Origin of the sequence: Deinococcus aetherius (genome assembly GCF_025997855.1) — a bacterium.
Lineage (GTDB): Bacteria > Deinococcota > Deinococci > Deinococcales > Deinococcaceae > Deinococcus > Deinococcus aetherius.
Window position 1 is genome coordinate 364,827 of sequence record NZ_AP026561.1, and the last position, 20,110, is coordinate 384,936.

Below are 20,110 nucleotides of genomic sequence, written 5' to 3' on the forward strand. Positions count from 1 at the left end.
CCTCAGCCGCGTCCCTGTTTGGCGTAGGGGTTCTGGATCACGGCGGCGAGTTCGTCCTCGGTGCCGCGCAGGGCGCCTTCCTCGGTGGCGCTGATCCCGGGGGCGGGCGGGAAGCTCTCGGTCATGGAGTGCGGCATGGAGGCGTTCTTGTAGAAGCTGGCCGAGCCGTGGGAGGGTTTCCAATCGTAGGGCTCCCAGTCGGGCACGTAGTTGCGGTAACCCCCGGTGTTCAACTCGATCCGCAGGCCGCTCGGCTCGCGGAAGTACAGGTAGGTCTGCTCCCCGATGCCGTGGATCGAGGGGCCGTACTCGATGGGCGTGCCGCTCTCCAGCAGCACGTCGGCGGCGACGAGGTGTTCTTCGCGCGTGTCCACCCAGAAGGCGATGTGGTTAACACGGCCCGGCACGCCCGAACCGTCGAGCACCACGCCGAGGTCGTGCGACTTCTCGTTGGTAGTCAGGACGGCGAACACTGTGACGGGCGCCTCGTCCAGCGAGGTGTAGGCCATGATGCGGAAGCCCAGCGTCTCGCTGTACCACTTCGCAAATCCCTTCACGTCGCTGGCGCTGACGGTCACATGGTCGAGGAAGCGCGGGGCGACGCCGTGGTTGGTGCGCCGCGACGGACGGTCGGGGTACTGGGACTGATGCTGGCCTTCGGCCCTGTGCTTCTCGACCTCCCAGAACAGTTCCATGACGTGCCCGTAGGGGCCGGTGAAGCGGTAGGCGCGGCCGTGGCGGTGCTGCGCCTCACGCCACTCGCCCCGCACGCCGCTCGCCTCCACATGGCGGACGGCCTCCTCCAGCGCCTCGGGGCTGCTCGTGCGCCACGCCATGTGGGCGAGACCGGGCCCCTCGCCCCGGGTCACGACCAGGCTGTAGGTGTAATAGTCGCCCCAGCAGCGCAGGAACACGGAATTGCCGTCGCGCTCGACTTCCCGCATCCCCATTCTCTCCTCGTAGAAGCGCACGGAGGCGTCGAGGTCGGGGGTGGTGACTTCCAGGTGGGCAAGGTGGGACAGCAACTGGATCATAAACGTCCTCTCCGGTGGGGCGTTTTCCCACACCACTTGGCCTGCTTTTGATGTTTGATCAAATTAGCACGGTAAGAAACCCAGCGCAACCGTTGGCTTGTGGTGCGCCGCGCAACTCGGAACGTCGCGGCGCATTACCCCGCCACACGCTCCCCGGGACGCTCCGCCAGCAAGGAGGCGATCCCCTCGGAGGCCCGCACGGCGAGGGCCACGCTGGTGATCGTGGGGTTGCAGGCGGTCGAGGTGGGAATCACGCCGTTGCCCCCCACGAACAGGTTGCGGTAGCCCCAGACCCGCGAGTGGCCGTCGCAGACGGACTGCCCGTCGTCACGCTCGCCCATGCGGACGGTGCCCTGGTAGTGCAGCGAACTCCCGGAGGGCAGCAGGAACGGGCGGTCGTTCGTGAGCGGTCGTCCCAGGATGCGGATCGCCAGTTCGACCTCGGCCCTCGCCTGCTCGATCACGGTCTCGTCGGCGGGGGTCAGGGTGTGGTGAACGGTCATGCGCGGGAGCCCCAGGTAGTCCGTCTCGCTCTCCGAGAAGGTGACGTGGTCCTCGTGCCGCACCTCCCTGGCGCAGAACCAGCCCAGGCCGACGACGGGCGTGCCGGTGTCGTGCTCGACGGGGATGGGGATGGGGGAGGCTTCCAGCTCCATCACCTGACCGTGGTACGGGTGCTCGGGCGAGTGGAAGGGCACCCAGGACACGCCGCCCGCCGCCGGACCCGCGTTCTCGGGCAGGAGCGCCGGGTTCAGTTGCACCGCGCCGATCACCTGCGGCTGGTCGTTGAGGTAGCGGCCCAGCGCCGGGGGCCGGATGCCCGACGCCCACAACAGTTGCGGGGTTCGCAGCGCGTCGGCGGCCACCACGATCACCCGCGCCCGCACCTCGTACCGCTCTCCCGTGGGGAGATGTTCGAGGATGGCACCCGTCACCCGGTCGCCTTCCACCGTTAGGCGGCGGCAGAGCGTTTCAGCCCGGAGGGTGAAGTTGGCCCCGTGCCCCTCCTCCGCCAGCGGTCCCAGCACCGCGTCCACGCCCGCCCAGCGCCGCTCGTCGCCCTCCGTCCGCGCCGCGAGGGGCATGGGCTGAACGGGCCGCTCAGGGTTGAGCCTCTTCCCGAAGGCGTCCATCAGCGCCCTCCGGATCGCCCGCGCCGCGTCGGTGTCGGGGTAAGCCCGCTGCGTCACGCCGAGGATTCGGTTGGCCTCGTCAAAGGCCGCGCGCCACTCCTCCTCGGGGATGAATCCGATGCGCTCCGTATTCCCGGGAGGGGGGCAGGCGCAGGTCCAGTGCGCGCCCATGCCGCCGACGTTGGTGGACATGGCGGCGGCGGGCATCTCCGGGCTGCCCACCAGGAAGGTGCCGGGGCGGGCGAGCAAGCCGGGCCGCGTGGGCGCCCCTTCGCCCGCTTCCTCCCCCGCCTCGGTCCGCTGGGCAGGCGTCGGCGTGCCGTAAACGTACTGGGTCGGCCCCTGGGAGCGTACCTGCGCCCGCTCGCGCTCGGCGGGATCGGGGATGTTCTTGACGTGCAGGCCGGGGCGGGAGGTGAGTTGCGGCCCGGCGTCGATCAACAGCACGCCCGTCTGCGGCGAGCGTTCGGACAGCACCCGGGCGAAGGTGGCCCCTATCGGCCCGCTGCCGACGATCAGCACATCCGTTTCATGGGGCGTCGCCATCAATTCACCAGCTTCAGCGTCTTGGCGTCCTGCCCGACCATCGGGACGGGGAAGTACGAGATGCGCAGCCCGAAGTTCACCCCGACCTGATGTTCGCCGGGGCCCAGTTCGTGCGGCAGCCGCGCAGTGACGGTGACGACTTCCCCGAAGTTCCAGATGGTGTCGGTCTCGTCGTCGCGCTTCTCGAACGAGACCGTCCTGTCCCCCAGCGTGACCTCAAGGTGCTCTTCCGGCACACGCTCACCGTCCACCGTCACGTCCATCGTCTCGACCATCGAGAGGCCCAGGCCCCGGTAGTAGGGCAGCCGCACGCCGAACTGCACTCCCCCCGGAACACGCTTCAGGGTGTCCTCGACGACGATGTACTTGTCAAACATGGGCGACCTCCCGCTCCCCGATCAGGCGGGCGAGCATCCGCTGGTGGCGGCGCACCTGCTCCACGCTGTCCACCTCGAAGGCGTCCTGGATGTGCCGGTTGCCCTCGTACTCGCTGGCGAGGTAACCGCTGTAGCCGCCCTCTTTCAACACGGGAATCACTTCCTCGTACCCCAGGCTGGTCTCGCGGTCCTCCTCGTCCATCTCGTAGAACTTGGCGTGGACGTGGAAGATGCGGTCCATGTGTTCGAGGAGCCGCCTCGGGTTCGACCAGTTGTTGTGCCGCAGCATCTCGGCGGCGCGGATGTCCACCGGGTTGCCGCCCATGTTCCGCACGTCGCCGACCACGTACTCGGCCAGCACCCGGCGGTCGTACTGCTCCTTGATGTAGTCGATGATGTGCGGCGTGGCGCCCTGCCGCACCAGCCGCTCTGCCATCACGGGCGGGAAGTGCTTGGTGAAGATGCCCATGTCGGGGATGAAGCCCAGCAGCGGCGACCCCAGCCGGTCCATGAACTCGATGTGCCGCAGCACCCAGGGATGCTCGAAGTGCATCGGGGCGTGAATCTCCAGCCCCAGCCGCATGTTGTACTCCTCGGCGTACGGCAAGACCTTTTCCATCAACTCGGGCGACACGAAGTTCAGCACCCGGATCACCGTGCAGCCCAGGCGGCTCGCGTGCCTGATGTCGCGCACGAAGGACTCGACCTGCTCGTCCAGCGTCATCAGGCGGCCCCTGAACTTCTTGGTGTCGAGGAACATGTCGTGGCAGACGGACACGGTGCCGTACCTCGCCATCATCGCGTGCCAGCCGTCGTAAAAGGCGTCGTCCAGGTTGGGAAACCCCGGCATCATCTGCTCGGCCAGCGACTCGATGCCGTAGGCACCCATGCTGGCACAGGCGGCCACGCAGTCTTCGAGGGTCATCTTCCGCAGGAAAAACTCCTCCTGGAAGCTGTAGAGGCTCACGCCGCGTTTGATCTGTGCAGGCTGTGTCATGGTTCCTCCCTTTCTGCTGTTGGTTTGAGGTTGTTGGTGTTGCGCTTTTGCTCCTCCCCCTTGAGCTGCTTGCAGAGGGGGGAGGCTGGGACTTGCAAAGCTCGGCAGGAGAGGGGGTGAGGAATGGGTCATCCGCCTGCGTGTCCCCTCTCCCCGGCGCTCTGCGCCGACCCTCTCCCGCAAGGGGCGCGGGTGAATCCGTCACCAGAGCTGCCCGACTTGGCTCCCGCTCGCTCCCTACCCCTTCACCCCGCCCGAGAACCCCTGAATCAGTTGCCGCTGGGCGAAGATGAAGAACAGCAGCGCGGGCACCAGCGCAATCGCCACCGCCGCGAAGACGTAGTTCCACTGGGTCGCGTAGTTGCCCACGAACGAGTACACCGCCACGGGCAGGGGCGTCTTCCCGGTGCCGCTCAGGAAGACCAGGGGATTGAAGAAGTCGTTCCAGATCAGGATGCCGGAGAGGATCGCCACGGTGCCCGTCACGGGGCGCAGCAGCGGGAAGACCACGTGCAGGAAGGTGTACCAGACGCTCGCCCCGTCGATCTGCGCGGCCTCCTCGTACTCGTGGGAGAGCTGACGCAGAAAGCCGGTGTACAGGAAGACCGCCAGCGGCAGCCAGGTGGAGACGTTCAGCAGGATCAGCCCGGTGTAGGTGCCCAGCAGGTGCAACTTCTTGAAGAGCGAGTAGATCGGGATCAGCCCCAGTTGCGAGGGCAGCACGATGCCGATCAGGAAGAGCAGGCCCATGATGACGGCGATGCGCCCCTCCCGCCGCGCGAGCGTGTAGGCCGCAACGGAGCTGAGGGCCACGATGCCCAGCACGCTGCCGCCCGTGATGACCAGGCTGCTCACGAGCGCCGAGCCCAGGTGCCCGCTCTGCCAGGCCCCGGCATAGCTCCCCAGGTCGATGCGGCTGGGAAGCTGGAGGGCCGAGGAGAAGAGTTCGGCGGTCGGCTTGACCGAAACCACGATCAGGAAGAAGAAGGGAATGCTCCAGATCAGGGCGAGGACCCACAGCCCGACTTCGCGGGCGAGGGGCCCACTGTGGCGGCGCCTCATGCGTTCCTCCGTTCGGTCGCGCGGGTGGTGAGTTGCTGGATCAGGGCGGCGGCGACGATCAGGATGGTCAGCAGCAGGGCGAGCGCCGTCCCGTAGCCGTAGCGGCCGAACACGAAGGTCTGCTTGTACACCTGGGTCGCCAGCGTCTCGGTCGCCCCCAGCGGCCCGCCGTTCGTCAGGGCCATCACCGTGTCGAAGATCGCCAGCCCGGAGATCACCGAGAGCTGGATGCTGATGGCGAGGGCGGGGGCGAGCAGCGGCAGCGTCACACGGACGAGGCGCTGCCAGGAGGACGCCCCGTCGATCTCGGCCGCCTCCTCGACCTCCTGCGGGATGCCCTGGAGACCCGCGAGGAGAATCACCATCGCCAGGCCGGAGAACTGCCACACCAGCACCACGACGACCGCCCAGAAGGACCAGGTGGGGTTGGCGAGCCAGGTCTTCTTGAGGGACTCCAATCCCAGCGCCCCCAGGACCCCGTTGACCGGCCCGGAGTAGTCGAAGAGGAAGCGCCAGATGAAGGCGGTGGCGAGTTGGCTCATGACCACCGGGGCGAAGAAGACCGTGCGGAGGAGGTAACGGGTTTTGAGGTGCTGGTTGAGCGCCACCGCCAGGAACAGCCCGACCAGATTGGTGAGCACGACGAAGCAGGCGGCGAACTTGACCGTGTTCAGGAGGGCGCCGCGCGCCCCCTCGTCGGTGAAGATCTGGCGGAAGTTCGCCAGGCCGGTGAAGTTGGCGGTCGGCGTCAGCCCGTTCCAGTCGGTGAAGGCGTACCAGCCGCCCGCGACCGCCGCGACGTAACGGGCCAGGAACACCAGGAGGACCGCCGGGACGGCCCAGGCCCACGGTGGCACGTGGCGGGGCGGGTTCGGGCGTTTGCGCTCGCCTGAGGGCCGAACCACCCCTAGAACGTTACGGGAGTTTTGGCTGGTCACGGGGACTCCTCCGGTGGGTTGGGCTTCGTCTCAGAAGAAGGCGGGGCACGGCCGATCACCGCACCCCGCCCTCTTCCTCACTTCCGGTTCCAGGCCGCGTCCATGCGGGCCAGCAGCGCGTCCACGGTGAGCTGCCCGGTCAGCAGGCCCTGAACGCCCTCGCCGAGGGTGGTGTAGACCTGCGGGTTGCTCCACTCGATCTGGATGAGCGGGAAGACGCGGTTCTTGCGCGTCAATGCCGGGGCGATGCCCGCGAGTTCGGGAGGCAGATTCTTGCCCGTCGCCGCCTGCTGGGTGGAGATGTCCCCGGTCGCCTTGGTGTAGAGTTCCGAGCCCCCGCCCGTGGCGATGAAGTCCGCGAAGGCCAGCGCCGCCGGGAGGTTCTTCGAGTTCTTGGACACCGCGATGGCGTCCGTCGGCGAGACGGCGAGGACGGTGCTCGCGGCGGTCGGGCCGGGCAGTACGAAGGCGCCCAGGTTGAGCTTCGGGTTGATGCTCTTGAGGGCCGAGATGGCGCCGGTCGGAATCACGAAGGCGAGGGCCTGGCCGCTTGCCATCGCCGGGGCTGCCTGGGGCAGGTCCGCGCCCTCGACGCCGGGGATGAAGCAGCCCGCCTTCTGCATGTCGAGCAGCGTTTGCAAGGCCTTTTTCCAGCCCGCCGTCCCGGCGAAGGTCACCTTGCCCGCCGCGCGCTTGGCGTTCCACTGCGGATCGCTGCCCAGCACGTAGTTCTCGGCCAGGGTGGCCGCCAGCAGGCCCGCGTTCTGCGGGTTGGCGCCCGCCAGCGCGAACATGCTCTTGCCCTTGCTGCGGATAACCTGGCAGGTCTTGAGGAGTTCCGGCATCGTCCTGGGGATGCTCACGCCCAGTTGCCCCAGCAGGTCGGCGTTGTAGACGGCGGCGATGGGGGTCATCCCCAGCGGCACGGCGGCGAGCTGGTTGCCCTTCCAGTACAGGCCCCGGGAGGCGGTGGGAATGACCGTCTTCGCCCAGGGGCGCTTGCTCAGGTCGGCGACGTAACCCGCGTCCAGGAAGGGCAGCACGGAGACCTGCCCACCCGACCCCGCCGTGACGTAGAAGAGGTCGGGCGCGTTCCCGCCCTGAAGCTGGGTGCGCAGCACCTGCGGGTACCCGGTGCCGATGGGGAAGAACTCGGTCCTCACCTTCACGTTGGGGTACTTCTTCATGAAGGCGTTCACCAGGGCCTGCATGGTGGGGTTGCCCTGTTCGCTCGCCTGGGCGATCAGGCGCAGTTCGCCGCTCTGGGCGAGGGCGGGCGAGGCGAGCAGGGCCGTCAGGGACAGCAGGGCGAGGGTGCGCTTCATGTCAGGACCTCCAGCGTGGGGGAACGGGGGACGAGGGAAACACCGGTCAAAGCCGACGGAGAACCGCCCGGGGCTGGCCTCACGCCTGCCCCCAACTACTCTTCTTTGATGTTTGATCAAACATAATCCACGTTCTGATTTTTTGCAAGTCTGTCTTGGAGCGCTCGTCATCCCCGGAAGTCGGGAGGTTGACGTTGACCGGCGCCAGGTGGCGTCCTAAAGCAAGTGCAAAGTCGCAGCGCAGGGTGGGCACAGCCCGGTTTGACCCCTCTGCCATGCAGCTCTGCGAGTCCGGCCCTGCGGGCCACCTCTGCTTCGCAACTTTGCAAGTCCCCTCAAAGGGAGGCAACAGCCTCGGCTTCCTGGAGGGCAAAGGCGGTACCTGGTTCCCCTCTCAGGGGAGCTGTCAGCAAAGCTGACTGAGGGGTCGACCAGACGATATCTGATCAAATCTAGTGCTAGACTGCTCGCCATGTTTCCCAGGACGGTCAAGACCTCTCTCGTGAACATGCTGCGCGACGAGATCGTGCGCGGCACGTTCGAGCCGGGCGAGCGGCTGCGGCTGGAGGACCTGGCCCAGCGCTTCGAGGTCAGCACCATGCCCATCCGGGAGGCGCTGAGCACCCTGGAGTCCGAGGGTCTGGTCACCATCCAGCCGCACCGTGGGGCCCAGGTCACCCGCTTTTCCGCCGACGAGATCCGCGAGATCTACGAGATGCGGGCGGTGCTGGAGGAACTGGCGACCGTCAAGGCGGTGCCGAACCTCACCGAGGAGGATTTCTCCCGCCTGGACGCCCTCGTCGCGGAGATGGAACACCCGGAGGGGCAGTTCGACATGGCGCGCTTCTCGCAGAACAACATGGAGTTCCACCGGGTCATCTACGACCGCGCCCGGCGCCCGCATCTGGCCGCGCAAATCCGCGACCTGCGTTACCGGGTGCAGCACTACCTGCACAAGCACCTGGAGAGCACCAACTACAGCCTGTCGGGCAACGTGGAGCACGGGCGCCTCGTCGAACTGATGCGCGCCGGGAAGGCCGAGGAGGCCGGGAGGGAGATGCACCACCACATCCTGAGCACCGGGCTCAAGATCGCCGACCTGATGGACGCGGAAGAGGCGACGCGCCCGACCACCAAGGGGCAGGTGCGCCGGGGCTGAGGGGGCGGGCGAGGGTTCAGAGGGTCAGCGGCCCCGTCCAGCGGATGTCCCCAAGCGAACGCCCCACCTTCACGGTCCGCGTCCCCGGCGGGGTCGCCCACCGCCCCCCGGCCTCCGACCAGCGGCGGAAAGCACGGGTGGGAATGGTTAGGGTCACGGCTCGCGTCTCCCCGGCGGGCACGACGGTCGCCGCGAAGGCCGCGAGTTCGGGATGCGCCGGGACGCCCTCGAACTCCGGCTGCTCCAGGTACACCTGCACCACCTCCTTGCCCGCCCGGCCCGAGGTGTTGGCGACCTGCACGACCACGAGGACTTCGCCGTCGGGTTGCGGCTGCATGGTCACCTCGCCGTACTCGAACTCCGCGTAGCCCAGCCCGTGCCCGAGGGAGAAGGCGGGCGTGATCCCCCGGGCAGCGAAGGAGCGGGAGCCGATCAGCACGCCCTCCCCGTAATGCAGGTCGCCCTGGGCGTCCGGGGTGAGGTCGAAGGCGGGGTAATCCGCCTCCTGCCGGGCAAAGGTGACGGGCAATCTCCCCCCCGGCTCGCGCAGGCCAGCCAGAACCTCGGCCAGGGCGGCGCCGAATCCCTGCCCCGGGAACCAGACGTGCAGCACGGCGGCGGCCTGGGCAGCCCAACTCGTGTCGACCGCGTGGGCGGCGTTCACCACCACGACCGTCCTCGGGTTGGCGGCGCAGACGCGGCGGATCAGTTCGAGTTGGGCCCCGGGCAGCCGCGTGGTCGTGCGGTCGCGGCTCTCCACCCCGGAGTCGGCGGTCTCTCCCACCACCAGCACCACCTGCTCGGAACGGGCCGCCACTTCCTCGGCGCGGGAAAGCAGGTCGGGCACCCCCGGCGGCCGGGCGCCGTACCACAGCCCCTGGGCGCGGGCGGGCCCGAAGGTCATGACGAACTCCAGCCTGACCTCCTCGCCCGCCGTGAGTTCCAGGTCCACGTAATCCGACTCGCCCCGCAGCAGGTGGCCCATCACGTCGCCCGACACGACCGGGGAGGGGCGCCGACCGCGTTCCACCCCATCCACCAAGAACGTCACGTCGCCCGTTCCGCCGTAGAACAGGCGGTAGACCCCGCTGCGCTCGGGCCTCAAACGGGTCCGTGCCCGCACCGTGCCGGGCCTCTGCGTGCTGAGGCCCCCCGGCATGTCGCTGAACCAGACCAGGGTGGAGGTCCGCCGCACCTCGCTGAAGCTGGGCGACCCGCCCGGGTCCGTGTCGGGGACGTACTCCACCGTCAGGCCACGCTCACCGCCGTCCGCCGTGATCGGCAGGGCGGGAAGGGGCGGCAGGCGGTACTCGGGGGGGACGCCCACCTCGTAGGTCACCTCGGCGAACTGCCGCCGCAGGGCCTCCAGCGGCGTCGGCACGTCTTCCGCGAGGGCGATGCGCGCGAAGGTCGCCCCCTGGTAGCAGGGCACCGAGGCGTTCGGGCCGATCACGGCGAGGGATCGGTCGGCACGCAGGGGCAGGACGGCCCCCTCGTTCCTGAGCAGCACGAAGCCCGCCGCAGCCGCTTCTGTCAGCACGGCATGGGCCTCCACCTCCACGCGCCCCGGCGAGCGGTCCACCTGCCGGGCCCAGCCTGCCACACGCCGCGCCGCTTCGGCGACCCGTTCCCCGGGCACCTGGCCCTGCGCCACCAGCTCCGCGACCCTGGGCCCCATCTGGCGCGGCGGGCCGGGCATCTCCAGGTCGAGGCCCGCGTTCAGGCTGCGGGCGCCGTCGTGGGTGCCGAACCAGTCGGACATCAGCACGCCGTCCCACCCGAAGTCCCCCCGCAGGATGCCCATGACGTGCGCCTGCTCGCTACAGGTCACACCATTGCAGCGGTTGTAAGCCATCATCATCGCCCACACACCCGCCCCGGCGGCCATCTCGAAGGGCCGGAGGTACACCTCGCGCAGGGTCCGCCCGTCCATCACCGAGTTCATGGTGTGCCGCTGCGTCTCCGAGTCGTTGCCGACGACGTGCTTGGCGACGGCGGAGACCCCGTGGGCCTGGAGGCCCGAAATCCAGGCGGCGCCGATGGCCCCCGTCAGGAACGGGTCTTCCGAGTACGTCTCGAAGGCCCGGCCAGCGAGCGGGCTGCGCGGGAGGTTCAGGTTCGGCCCGAGGAGGGCCTGCACCCCCCGGCGGTGGCATTCCCCCGCGAGCACCTCGCCGACCCGGCGCGCGAGATCGGTGTCCCAGGAGGCGGCCAGAGCCGTGCCGCAGGGCATCAGGAGCGACACGTCCCGCTCGTCGATGTGGGGGCTGGCGACCCCCATCGGGCCGTCCACCATGCGCACGGGGGGGACGCCGCGTCCGGGCAGGGCGGGCGTGGACCACAGGTCCGCCCCGGCGGTGAGGGTCGCCGCCTCGTCCAGCGTCCACTCTGCGGTCGGGGCGGACGGCTCGGCGTTCACGCGGGCACCCCGGACGGCAGACCACGAAGGGCGGCGGTCGCCCGCGCGAACTGCAGGACCTGCCCGGCGAGCGTGGCGAGCCCGGCGTCGGTGGCCGGGTCGGTGCAGCTTCCATCGGGAGCAAAGGCCTGCACGGCGACGGTGTTGATGGTCACGCCGAGCGGCGTGGGCCAGCCCCGCAGGGCATGCACGATGTCACGCAGGGCGCTGAGCGTCACCCCGGTCCCCTGCCAGCCCGCCGCCACCACGACGCACCCCACCGCCCGCCCGTCGAGGTAGGGCCGCTCGTCACCCCGCAGGTCTTCGAGCAGGTCGAGCGCGTTCTTCACCAGCCCCGACACGCCCCCGTGATACCCGGGCGTGGCGACGAGCACTCCGTCGGCCTGCCGCACGGCCTCGACCAGCGCGACCTCGGCCTCGTTGCGCTCCTGTTTCTCGGGGGCGTACAGGGGGAGCGCGGCGAGTTCGGGGCCGCCGAAGAGCCGGGTGCGTGCTCCGGCCTTTTCCGCGTGCGCCAGCGCCACCCGCAGCGCCTTCTCGCCGCTGGAACCGGGGCGGGTGGTGCCGCCGATCCCCACGATGAACGGCCTCGTTCCGGCGGTCATACGCGGGCCAACTCCGGCTGCTTGAAGTGCGGCATGACCCGCTCGGCAAAGAGGCGCATGGACTGCTGGCCCAGCCGCAGGCGCTCGCCCGTCAGGGGCCCGTTGGTAAAGCCCATCAGCACGTTCCCGATGCCGAGGTCCTGGTACTCCTGAAGGTGCGCGCGGACCGTCTCCGGGCTGCCGTACAGGCACCACGTCCCGATCCAGTCCTCGCTCAGCGCGTTCGGCGTCTCGTGAATCTTCACGTCGCTGATCTCCTCGGCCCGCTTGTTGTAGACCGTCTCACGGTCGATAGCCGCCTGGTAGCCCTTCAGGATGACCTCCAGTTCCTCGCGAGCCTGTTCGTCCGTCTCGGCGACGTGCACGCACTGGTAGGTGTGGGTGGTCCACGAGAGGGCGGAGCGCACCACCTCTTCAGGATGACCGGCGGCCAGCAGCGCGTCCCGGTAGACCTTGAAGTACTTCCGGACGTGGGTGAAGGGCTCCGTTCCGCCGATCCTGGGCGGCGTGAAGGCGGGGATGAAGGCGGGGTAGCCGCTCCGGGCCGCCCGCAGGGCGCTGGCCTCACGCAGGGCCACGCTCATCAGGGGGGCGTGCCGCTCGCCGTAGGGGGCGGGGACGATGCGCTGGATGACGGCCCCCTTGTAGTGCCCGGTGTCGAACACCACGGGATCGTCGTCCAGCCCCTTGTTCCACAGCCGCTCGGCGACGTCGAGGTTCTCCTGGGCGATGCGCGAGGTTTCCTTGTAGTTCACCCCGAAGCCGATCATCTCCTCGGGGGTGGTGCCGCTCCCGATCCCCACCAGCAGGCGCCCCTCCGTGAGCTGGTCGAGCAGGTTGACCCGCTCGACGAAGCGGACGGGGTGGTGCAGGGGAACGGTGGTGACCGACATGCCGAAGTGCATCCGCCTGAGCTGACCCGCAAGGTACGCCGCGAAGACGAAGGGGTCGCTCGACATGGGCGCGTACCCGGTGAAGTGGTGGTCGGGCAGGAAGACGGCGTCGTAGCCCAGCCCCTCGGCCTCCCGGGTGTGTTCTACGAGCGCCTGGATGATCGCGCGGTCCTGTTCGGGAGCGGTGGAGCGGCCGACGAGAAAGACGGAAAAGCGCATGGGTCCTCCGGGGTGGCGTGGTGCGGGCACTCGCCGCCGATCCCCCACGCCGGGCGGGACGGCAACGGACCAAAACTAGAATTACCGTTCTAGTTAAGAGTGCGACGGATTTGATCAGAAGTCAAGCGGCAATGGATTCAGCGGGGGAGGCAGTGGCGCAAGAAGAGCAGGCCCATCTCGCCCAGGTCGTGCTTCAGCTCGTCCCAGTCCCCCTCACCGGCCACGTCCGCCGCCGAGCCCAGCCCCAGGTAACGGGCGAAGGCGGCGTACGCCAGCGAGAAACACGCGTGGACGGCGTGTTCGGGTCTCGGGTGGCCGATGTCGGCGCGGTGTTCGAGCAGGATGGCGCTCCAGCCCTCCTCCAGCTTGCGGAAGGACCGCTTGCCCACGCTCGATACCGCCGGGTTGGAGGGCGCCCGCGACATCAGGGGGCGCAGCAGGTTGGCCTGGGCTTTCAGGAACTCGCCGAGCGCCCCCACCATCTGCGGGACCAGGGCATCGAAGGGCAGCCGCCCGGCGCGTATGCCCGCGAGCATCTCGGCCTGCTGGCGCTCCACCCGCTCCAGAATCCGCATCCGGGCGGCGTCGAGCAGATCCTCCTTGCCGCGCACGCGGCCGTAGATCGCCCCGGTGGAGACGCCCGCGCGCTGGCTGACGCTCGCCAGGGTGAGCTGCTCGAACCCCTCCTCCCCGAGAATTTCGATGGCCGCCTCCAGCACCCGCTCGAACGACTGCCGACTTCGGTCCTGCTGCGGGGTGCGGAATCCTTCCAGTTCGGTCATACGCTGCCGCACAGGCTAGCGCGTTTCCCGGGGCGCCCCGGGCACCTCGCGTGCCGCCCGCTTCCCACCCCCTGTGCCTGGCGCCCTACCCGGCGAACTCCCTCGCTGGCTGCCCTCTGACGCCGACCTCCGCCCGGAAGAGGGCCCCGGCCAGCGGGTCTTCCCCCGGCTCCAGCCCCTCGCGCGAGGTGGTGATGTAGAGCGTGCCCAGCCCCGGACCACCGAAGGTGCAGGCCGTGACCTTCCTGGCGGGAACCTCGACCACGCCCGCCAGCCTGCCGTCCGGGCGGTAGTGCCGCACCGCGCCGCCGCCCGCCAGGGCCACCCAGACCCCGCCCCGGGCGTCCACCGTCAGCCCGTCGGGCGCCAGCTCCTCGCCCGCGAGGTCCGCGAAGGTGCGCCGCCCGGTGAGACCGGCCTCCCGGTCGTAGTCGAACACGTCCACGCGGCCGGTCGCGGTGTCGTTGTAGTAGGCCCGCGTGCCGTCCGGGCTCCACTCCAGGCCGTTGGAGATGGTCACGCCCTCCAGCACCACGTGAACCGACCCGTCCGGGTCGAGGCGGTAGAGCCTGGCCGCGCCGGGTTTCTGGTCGTAGGCCATCGAGCCGCAGTAGAAGCGGCCGTCGGGGTCGCAGCCGCCCTCGTTCATCCGCACGCCGGGGTCAGTCCAGACCTCCGGCAGCGGTCTCACCGTGCCGTCCGCATCCTCCAGCGCGAAGCCCCGCTCCACGCCGATGACGGCCCCACCCCCGCGACGGGGGCGCAGGGCGGCGGCCACCCGCCCGACGTGGCGGCGCCCGACCGTTCCGTCCGCCCCCAGGGACAGCACGTCCCCGGCGAGCATGTCCACCCAGCGCAGGCCGCCCCAGCCTTCCGACCACACCGGACCCTCGCCGTGATAGGCCACCGGGTCCGTCACCTGTTCCGCGCGCATCCCCCACCTCCCTGTGTTCGCCCTCCTTTGTAACCTTTGTAACCGGATCGGGAGGGCGGGCGCCCGCGCGGCTCCGGCCCGCATTGGAGCCCTGGGCGCCCGACGACGTCCATCAGGGCAAATCGCAGGGAGGGTGTGGGGCAGCGGTCACCTTTCCGGGCGTCTCCCCGCCGCTTCTCACTTCCCGTCCTGCAGGCTGTAGTCGCGCCCACCGAGGTGCACAAAGCCCTTATTCGGCTGCCCGCCCTTCATCTCGGGCAGGAAGGCGAAGGAGCGCGACACCCGGCCGTCCGCGTACTTCAGTTCCAGGGTGTTCCCCGCGAAACGGTACGTGCCGCCGTTGCTGCGGCTCCCCGTGGCGGTCACGCCGCCCGTGGTGGTGCCGGACGACGTGCCGTTGTCCGTGAAGGTCGAGCTGGCGCCCCCGGCGGCTTCCCGGGAGAAGCGGCCGTCGGGCAGGAAACGCAAGAAGACCTCCGAGAAGCTGCTCGTCATGCCGCCGGGGCTGACCGAGCCCGAGAAGCTGCGGTACTTCCCGCCCAGCTTCAGCCCGGTGACGGGGCGGATGGCGGTCAGGGTGGTGCCGTCCAGGTCGTAGTTCCCGTCGGCCTTCTTCCTCAGCGGCTCGGGCTTCCCGTCCCCGATTGTGAGTTGCCCGCCCCGGAAGGAGTACACCTCGCACACGGGCAGGCCGTTGGGCCGCGTGCGCGAGCAGTCCGCGTCCTCCAGCCCGGTCTCGGGCTCGTCGGTGTACACGTAGCCGTTCTTGTCGAAGATGTAAAAGCTCCAGCACAGGCCGCCGCAGTACCCACCCACGTCCGCCTGCCAGCTCGCGTACGCGCCCGAGAGCCCGCCCGAGCCCCGGGGCGGCGTCGGGGCCTTGGCCGTCCCGTAGCGGGGAATCGGGGTCGGCTTCACCACCAGCCTGCACGTCACCTTGGGCCGGAAGACGCTGAACTCGCGCTCGCCGTCCTCCCCCTCGCTGTAGGAGCCGCTGGCGCCGTCCAGGGACCCGCCCGCGAACTCCAGGTCGCTCCAGTCCTCGTTCTGGTCGCTCAACAGGTCCACCGCGTATCTCCCCTCCCCGCCGCCCAGGCGGTAACGCCCCCCCGGCAGGATCTCCAGCGTTCCGGCCCCCTTGTTGCTCCCGTCGCCGGTCACGCAGGGGTACTTGCCGGGCTTGGGCGTCTTGAGCGAGAACTCCAGCCGGGCGAGGTTCTCCCGCGCGCCCGCCTGGTAGCACTCGTAGTCGCGCTCCTGGGGCCCGACGTCGCCCAGGCTGAAGTCCTGCCCGTGGTCGCCGAAGCCCAGGTAGCCCTCCGAGGAGCCGCCCAGGGGACCGCCCTGCCAGCGGACCTTGCGCAGGCTGCCGTCCTTGCGGACGCTGAAGGTGCCGCCCCCGCCCGAGGTGCGGTACCCCCCGCCCGGCAGGATCTGCACGGTCAGGTGGGGCCGCGCCACGTCGTCGCCCCGGCGTTCCTCATAGCAGCGGAACTCGCCGGGGATCAGGGTCTCCCGGGGGTTCCCGCCCGCCTTCACGAACTCGGCGGCGTTCAGGGTCCTGACGGCGGGCAGGGTGGCGCCCGGGGAAGGGGTGGGCGACGGGGTGGGCCGGGTGGCCGCCCCGGCGGGCGTCGGCGGGCGCGGCGTCGGGGCGCCGGGGGTGGCGGCCACCGCCGTCCCCGCCAGGTCCACCGAGTCGGCAAGGGCATTCAGGCCCGCCTGGTACCGCCCCACGAGGTCGAGGCTCGACGCCTGGTAGAGCAGGAACACCGCGCGCCGACCCGCACCCTGGCCGAACTCGCCCGCCACGTAAAAGCGGTACTGGGGCTCGCCCGAGCCGCCCACGACCACGGCGCCCTGCGAGAGGACGGTCGAGCCGTCCTTCGCCCTGGCCGCCTCAACCGCCGTCGTGTTCAGCACCCGCACCTTCCCGTGCAGGCCGCGCACACGGGCCTCGAACCAGGGGCGCAGCTCCCCGGTGAGGGGCGCGTCGGGGGACAGCAGGATGAAGGCGGTCTGGCCGGACGGCAGGTCCCTCGGCGTGAGGGTGAGCACGCCGTTCCGGGTCTGGGTGGTCCAGCCCGGGGGGACGCGGTACGTCAGATTCCCCAGCCTGGCCGGGGTCTGGGCGAGGGCCAGGGTGCTCACCCACGCGAGGAGCAGGCACCACACTGAGCGGGAACGCCGCGTCGAATTCATCGTCTTTCCTCCAGGAGCGTGAGTGATCCGTCAACGGTAGCGGCCCGGCGTCTGCCTGCGGTGAGAAGCCGGAGCGGGCAGACCCCTGTTCCAGACTGGGTGGAGAATGCGCGGCAGGCCGGGTCCTCCCGAGCATCCTGCCGGACGTTCTCCGACGCGGGACTGCCACCGAACCGATCCGGGGGAGTCTCGGCGCGTCCTGCCCGGGTCGTCCTCCACCCGCGACAGGGCCGCAAGCACGGGCATGAACAGGAGCCGGGGACGCGGGTCGTCCGGCGTTCGGGCGCGAGCAACAGCTTCGCGTCACGGTACGCCCCCTCGGTCTCCTGCACCTGTCGCGCCCACGGGTCAGGAGCCGCGCGTTCTCGCCGCCCGCCGTTCCGCCCTTTTTGGCGTCCTGAGGAAGCCCGGTGAGCTGGTCCCCGCTGAACTCCCTGCGGCTCATGCGGTCATCCTCGCTTTCGGGTCAGGGTGAGGGGAAGTTCCCTTCCCGGCCGGGAGCGAGCCGAGGGTTTCCGGTCGTCTTCGTCCTGGTGTTGGGGGCGGACCAGGAGGAGACGCCTGGAGTCCCCTGAACCCCAGGCAGGCTCACCACGAACGCTGGCCTCCTCGTCAGGCCGTTCGCCCGAAGCCTCCCCTCCCGGCGCTCACGGGACCTGCCGCGCGAGGACGAGGTGGGTGTTGCCCCGCCGTTCCCGCCACGCCAGCGTCACGCGGCCCCGCCCGTCAAGCCCCACGTTCGCGAAGTCGGCGTCGTGCCCCGGGGCGCCCACGCTCCCGGCGACGAGGGGCCGCCACCCCCGCCCGTCCCAGGTCCTCGCGTACACGCGCCGCTTCCCCTCCGGCCCCTCGGCCCACGCGACCACCACCCGGCCGTCCGCGCCCAGCGCGAGCGAGGGGCGCTCGGCGGGCTTGCCCGCGTCCACGTTGAGTGCCCCGCCCAGGAGCCGCCACGCGCGGCCCGTCCAGCGCTTCACGAACAGAGTGTCGATCCCGCCCCGGTCCTCCAGCCACGCCACCACCGGCCGGTCCTCCTCGTCGAGGCGCAGCACCGGGGCGAAGGTGTAGGTGCCCGGGCGGACGTTGAGCGGACCCCCGACGGGGACCCACGCCGCGCCGTTCCAGCGTTTCACGAGCACGTCGCTGGTGGCGGCGTCGCCCTCCAGCCAGGCCACGACGGGTGCCCCCCCTCCGGTGAGCGCGACCGACGGGGAGAGCGCGACGTGGCGACCGCTGTTCAGGGCGGGCAGCCGCGCCCACGTCCGGCCGTTCCACGTCTGCACGTACAGCCGGGTGCCGGGCAGGTCGGTGTCCTGGACCCCCCAGGCAAGCACCGGCTCACCCGAACGCGCGGCGAGGGCGCGCACCCTCGCCGCGTAGGTGAGGTCCTGGCCGAGCCGCCGCACGTCCCAGCTCGTCCAGCCCGTGCCGGTCCAGGCACGGAACACATGGATGTCCGCGTGCGCGAGATTCTCGTTCCAGGCGAGCAGCGGTCGTCCCGCCTCGTCGAGGGCGAGGTCGAGGGTGGTCGCGTCGCGCGGGTGCGAATAGTTGAGGTTGCCCCCGAGCGGCGCCCAGCGCCCTCCGACCAGCCGTTTCACGAACACGCCCTGCCCGAAGCGCTCGCCCGGCCGGCGGGTGTCCTCGGTCCAGGCGACGGTCACGGCACCGTCTGGGGCGACCGCGAGTCGCACCTCCCTGACGTCGCGGGCGCTGTCGACGTTGAGCGGACCGAACACCGTGCCCGGTTCCCGTCCACCGGCGGTCGCCGGTCCTGTCAGCACGAGCGCGACCACGGACAGGGCGCATGTGTGGCGCACAGTGGGCATAGGCTCCCAGTCTGCTCCCCGAACGCATGCCTGACAACGCGGGGTCACGCTGCCGCACCCACCACCCGACGGGTTGACAACCCGTACAGGTTTCCGTCGCCTTCCGTGTCGTGCTCCTCTCGTGATCAGGCCAGCTTGAGCCATGCGGCGCGACGTGGCACGATCATGGCGTGACCAGCAGACCGGCCGCGACGCCGCACCTGCGCGACCTCGCCCGGCTGCGCCGCGTCCGGGACCGGATCGACCGGGAGTACGCGCGGCCGCTCGACGTCGAGGCGCTCGCCCGGGGCGTGAACATGTCGGCCGGGCACCTCAGCCGCTCATTCCGGCGCGCCTTCGGCGAGTCGCCGTACAGCTACCTGATGACGCGGCGCATCGAGCGCGCGATGGCGCTGCTGCGCCGGGGCGACCTCAGCGTCACCGAGGTCTGCTTCGAGGTCGGCTGCTCGTCGCTGGGCACCTTCAGCACGCGCTTCACCGAACTGGTCGGGGTGCCGCCCAGCACCTACCGGGCCCAGCCCGGGGGCAAGGCGGCGGGACTGCCGCCCTGCGTGGCGAAACAGGTCACCCGGCCGATCAGGAATCGAGAAGCGCCGGACCCCGGGCCGCGCCTAGAGTGACCCCATGGACCTCACCATTCACCAGACCTTCCTCCCGCACGACGACCCGGACGCCTCCCTGGCCTTCTACCGCGACACCCTCGGCTTCGAGGTCCGGGGCGACGTCGGGTACGGCGGGATGCGCTGGATCACGGTGGGCCCCGCCGACCAGACGGACACGTCCATCGTCCTGTACCCTCCGGTCGCCACCCCCGGCCTCACCGAGGGCGAGCGCCGCACCATCGCCGAGATGATGGCCAAGGGCACCTACGCCACCATCATCCTGTCCACCGCCGACCTCGACGGCACCTTCGAGCGGGTGCAGGCCAGCGACGCCGAGGTCGTCCAGGAGCCGACCGAGCAGCCGTACGGCGTGCGCGACTGCGCCTTTCGCGACCCCGCCGGCACGCTGATCCGCATCCAGGAACGGCGCTGAGCCTTCTGGAGAGTACCGCCGCAATCCGCACGGACGGTGCCGAAAGAGCCGGCACACGACGCTCGTGGCGGCCGTAGGGCCGCCGTCACCCACCCCGACTGGAGGAAGCACCATGACGGCAAAGACACCCAGGAAGCCGGCGAAGTCCGCCACGAGCGGGGCCGCGCCGGACCGGACGGCTCAGGAATTCACGAAAGAGGAACGGGCCGCGATGAGGGAGCGTGCCAAGGAGTTGAGGGCGGAAGCGCGCGTGAACAGGGACAGGGCGGATGGGGAGAGCGCCGTGCTCGCAAGGATCGCCGAGCTGCCGGAACCCGACCGTGCCCTGGGCGAGCGGCTCCACGCGCTCATCACCGCCAGCGCGCCGGCCCTCTCGCCGAAACTCTGGTACGGCATGCCCGCGTACGCCCGGGACGGCAAGGTCGTCTGCTACTTCCAGGCCGCGCACAAGTTCAACTCGCGGTACGCGACGCTCGGCTTCAACGACACGGCGAACCTCGACGACGGCGCCATGTGGCCGACCTCCTTCGCGCTGACGGGGCTGACCGCCGATGACGAGGCCAGGATCGGCGCCCTCGTGAAGAAGGCGGTGGGTTGACTGACATCTTGCAGTTGAGGGAA

The 20,110-nt window shown here is 70.1% G+C and carries 18 protein-coding genes; 4 read left to right on the forward strand and 14 right to left on the reverse strand.

What is annotated here, in order from left to right; genetic code table 11:
- Nucleotides 1-2: 2 nt before the first annotated feature.
- The 7 genes from DAETH_RS17845 to DAETH_RS17875 form a co-directional block, all read right to left on the reverse strand.
- A complete protein-coding gene (locus DAETH_RS17845) occupies nucleotides 3-1,034 on the reverse strand; it encodes a VOC family protein (protein ID WP_264777466.1) in 1,032 nt (343 codons plus the stop codon).
- A gap of 134 nt (nucleotides 1,035-1,168) precedes the next feature.
- Nucleotides 1,169-2,713: a GMC oxidoreductase gene (locus tag DAETH_RS17850; protein ID WP_264777467.1), complete on the reverse strand. Its 1,545-nt coding sequence runs from the start codon at nucleotides 2,711-2,713 to the stop codon at nucleotides 1,169-1,171.
- Nucleotides 2,713-3,090 carry a C-glycoside deglycosidase beta subunit domain-containing protein gene (locus DAETH_RS17855; protein WP_264777468.1) on the reverse strand — a complete coding sequence of 126 codons (378 nt, stop codon included), beginning with the start codon at nucleotides 3,088-3,090 and terminating at the stop codon, nucleotides 2,713-2,715. Before DAETH_RS17855 ends, DAETH_RS17850 begins: the two co-directional genes overlap by 1 nt.
- Nucleotides 3,083-4,087 (reverse strand): sugar phosphate isomerase/epimerase family protein, encoded by a 1,005-nt coding sequence (locus DAETH_RS17860; RefSeq protein ID WP_264777469.1) that lies wholly within the window; start codon nucleotides 4,085-4,087, stop codon nucleotides 3,083-3,085. Before DAETH_RS17860 ends, DAETH_RS17855 begins: the two co-directional genes overlap by 8 nt.
- Before the next feature lie 237 nt (nucleotides 4,088-4,324).
- Entirely contained in the window at nucleotides 4,325-5,149 is an 825-nt protein-coding gene (locus DAETH_RS17865) for a carbohydrate ABC transporter permease (RefSeq protein ID WP_264777470.1), read from the reverse strand.
- Complete coding sequence (locus DAETH_RS17870) at nucleotides 5,146-6,087, reverse strand: carbohydrate ABC transporter permease (RefSeq protein WP_264777471.1); 942 nt, start codon at nucleotides 6,085-6,087, stop codon at nucleotides 5,146-5,148. Before DAETH_RS17870 ends, DAETH_RS17865 begins: the two co-directional genes overlap by 4 nt.
- A gap of 77 nt (nucleotides 6,088-6,164) precedes the next feature.
- Nucleotides 6,165-7,412 (reverse strand): ABC transporter substrate-binding protein, encoded by a 1,248-nt coding sequence (locus tag DAETH_RS17875; protein WP_264777472.1) that lies wholly within the window; start codon nucleotides 7,410-7,412, stop codon nucleotides 6,165-6,167.
- A gap of 472 nt (nucleotides 7,413-7,884) precedes the next feature.
- Between DAETH_RS17875 and DAETH_RS17880 the strand changes: the two genes are divergently transcribed.
- Nucleotides 7,885-8,571, forward strand: a complete 687-nt coding sequence (locus DAETH_RS17880; RefSeq protein ID WP_264777473.1) for a GntR family transcriptional regulator — start codon at nucleotides 7,885-7,887, stop codon at nucleotides 8,569-8,571.
- Nucleotides 8,572-8,587: 16 nt separating this feature from the next.
- On the opposite strand, the gene DAETH_RS17885 is transcribed toward DAETH_RS17880, so the two are convergent.
- The 7 genes from DAETH_RS17885 to DAETH_RS17915 all read right to left on the reverse strand — a co-directional run bounded on the left by DAETH_RS17885 (nucleotide 8,588) and on the right by DAETH_RS17915 (nucleotide 18,454).
- Nucleotides 8,588-10,990 (reverse strand): beta-glucosidase, encoded by a 2,403-nt coding sequence (locus tag DAETH_RS17885; RefSeq protein WP_264777474.1) that lies wholly within the window; start codon nucleotides 10,988-10,990, stop codon nucleotides 8,588-8,590.
- Nucleotides 10,987-11,595: an NADPH-dependent FMN reductase gene (locus DAETH_RS17890; RefSeq protein ID WP_264777475.1), complete on the reverse strand. Its 609-nt coding sequence runs from the start codon at nucleotides 11,593-11,595 to the stop codon at nucleotides 10,987-10,989. Before DAETH_RS17890 ends, DAETH_RS17885 begins: the two co-directional genes overlap by 4 nt.
- Nucleotides 11,592-12,707 (reverse strand): LLM class flavin-dependent oxidoreductase, encoded by a 1,116-nt coding sequence (locus DAETH_RS17895; RefSeq protein WP_264777476.1) that lies wholly within the window; start codon nucleotides 12,705-12,707, stop codon nucleotides 11,592-11,594. Before DAETH_RS17895 ends, DAETH_RS17890 begins: the two co-directional genes overlap by 4 nt.
- 137 nt (nucleotides 12,708-12,844) lie before the next feature.
- A complete protein-coding gene (locus DAETH_RS17900; RefSeq protein ID WP_264777477.1) occupies nucleotides 12,845-13,489 on the reverse strand; it encodes a TetR/AcrR family transcriptional regulator in 645 nt (214 codons plus the stop codon).
- Nucleotides 13,490-13,574: 85 nt separating this feature from the next.
- Nucleotides 13,575-14,423: an SMP-30/gluconolactonase/LRE family protein gene (locus DAETH_RS17905; RefSeq protein WP_264777478.1), complete on the reverse strand. Its 849-nt coding sequence runs from the start codon at nucleotides 14,421-14,423 to the stop codon at nucleotides 13,575-13,577.
- Nucleotides 14,424-14,600: 177 nt separating this feature from the next.
- Nucleotides 14,601-16,625 carry a hypothetical protein gene (locus tag DAETH_RS17910; RefSeq protein WP_264777479.1) on the reverse strand — a complete coding sequence of 675 codons (2,025 nt, stop codon included), beginning with the start codon at nucleotides 16,623-16,625 and terminating at the stop codon, nucleotides 14,601-14,603.
- 647 nt (nucleotides 16,626-17,272) lie between these two features.
- Nucleotides 17,273-18,454 (reverse strand): hypothetical protein, encoded by a 1,182-nt coding sequence (locus tag DAETH_RS17915; protein ID WP_264777480.1) that lies wholly within the window; start codon nucleotides 18,452-18,454, stop codon nucleotides 17,273-17,275.
- Nucleotides 18,455-18,624: 170 nt separating this feature from the next.
- Between DAETH_RS17915 and DAETH_RS17920 the strand changes: the two genes are divergently transcribed.
- The 3 genes from DAETH_RS17920 to DAETH_RS17930 all read left to right on the forward strand — a co-directional run bounded on the left by DAETH_RS17920 (nucleotide 18,625) and on the right by DAETH_RS17930 (nucleotide 20,087).
- Nucleotides 18,625-19,074 carry a helix-turn-helix transcriptional regulator gene (locus DAETH_RS17920; RefSeq protein ID WP_264777481.1) on the forward strand — a complete coding sequence of 150 codons (450 nt, stop codon included), beginning with the start codon at nucleotides 18,625-18,627 and terminating at the stop codon, nucleotides 19,072-19,074.
- A gap of 4 nt (nucleotides 19,075-19,078) precedes the next feature.
- Complete coding sequence (locus tag DAETH_RS17925) at nucleotides 19,079-19,489, forward strand: VOC family protein (protein WP_264777482.1); 411 nt, start codon at nucleotides 19,079-19,081, stop codon at nucleotides 19,487-19,489.
- Nucleotides 19,490-19,601: 112 nt separating this feature from the next.
- On the forward strand, nucleotides 19,602-20,087 hold the full coding sequence (locus DAETH_RS17930; RefSeq protein WP_319993747.1) for an iron chaperone: 486 nt from the start codon (nucleotides 19,602-19,604) through the stop codon (nucleotides 20,085-20,087).
- Nucleotides 20,088-20,110: the final 23 nt, after the last annotated feature.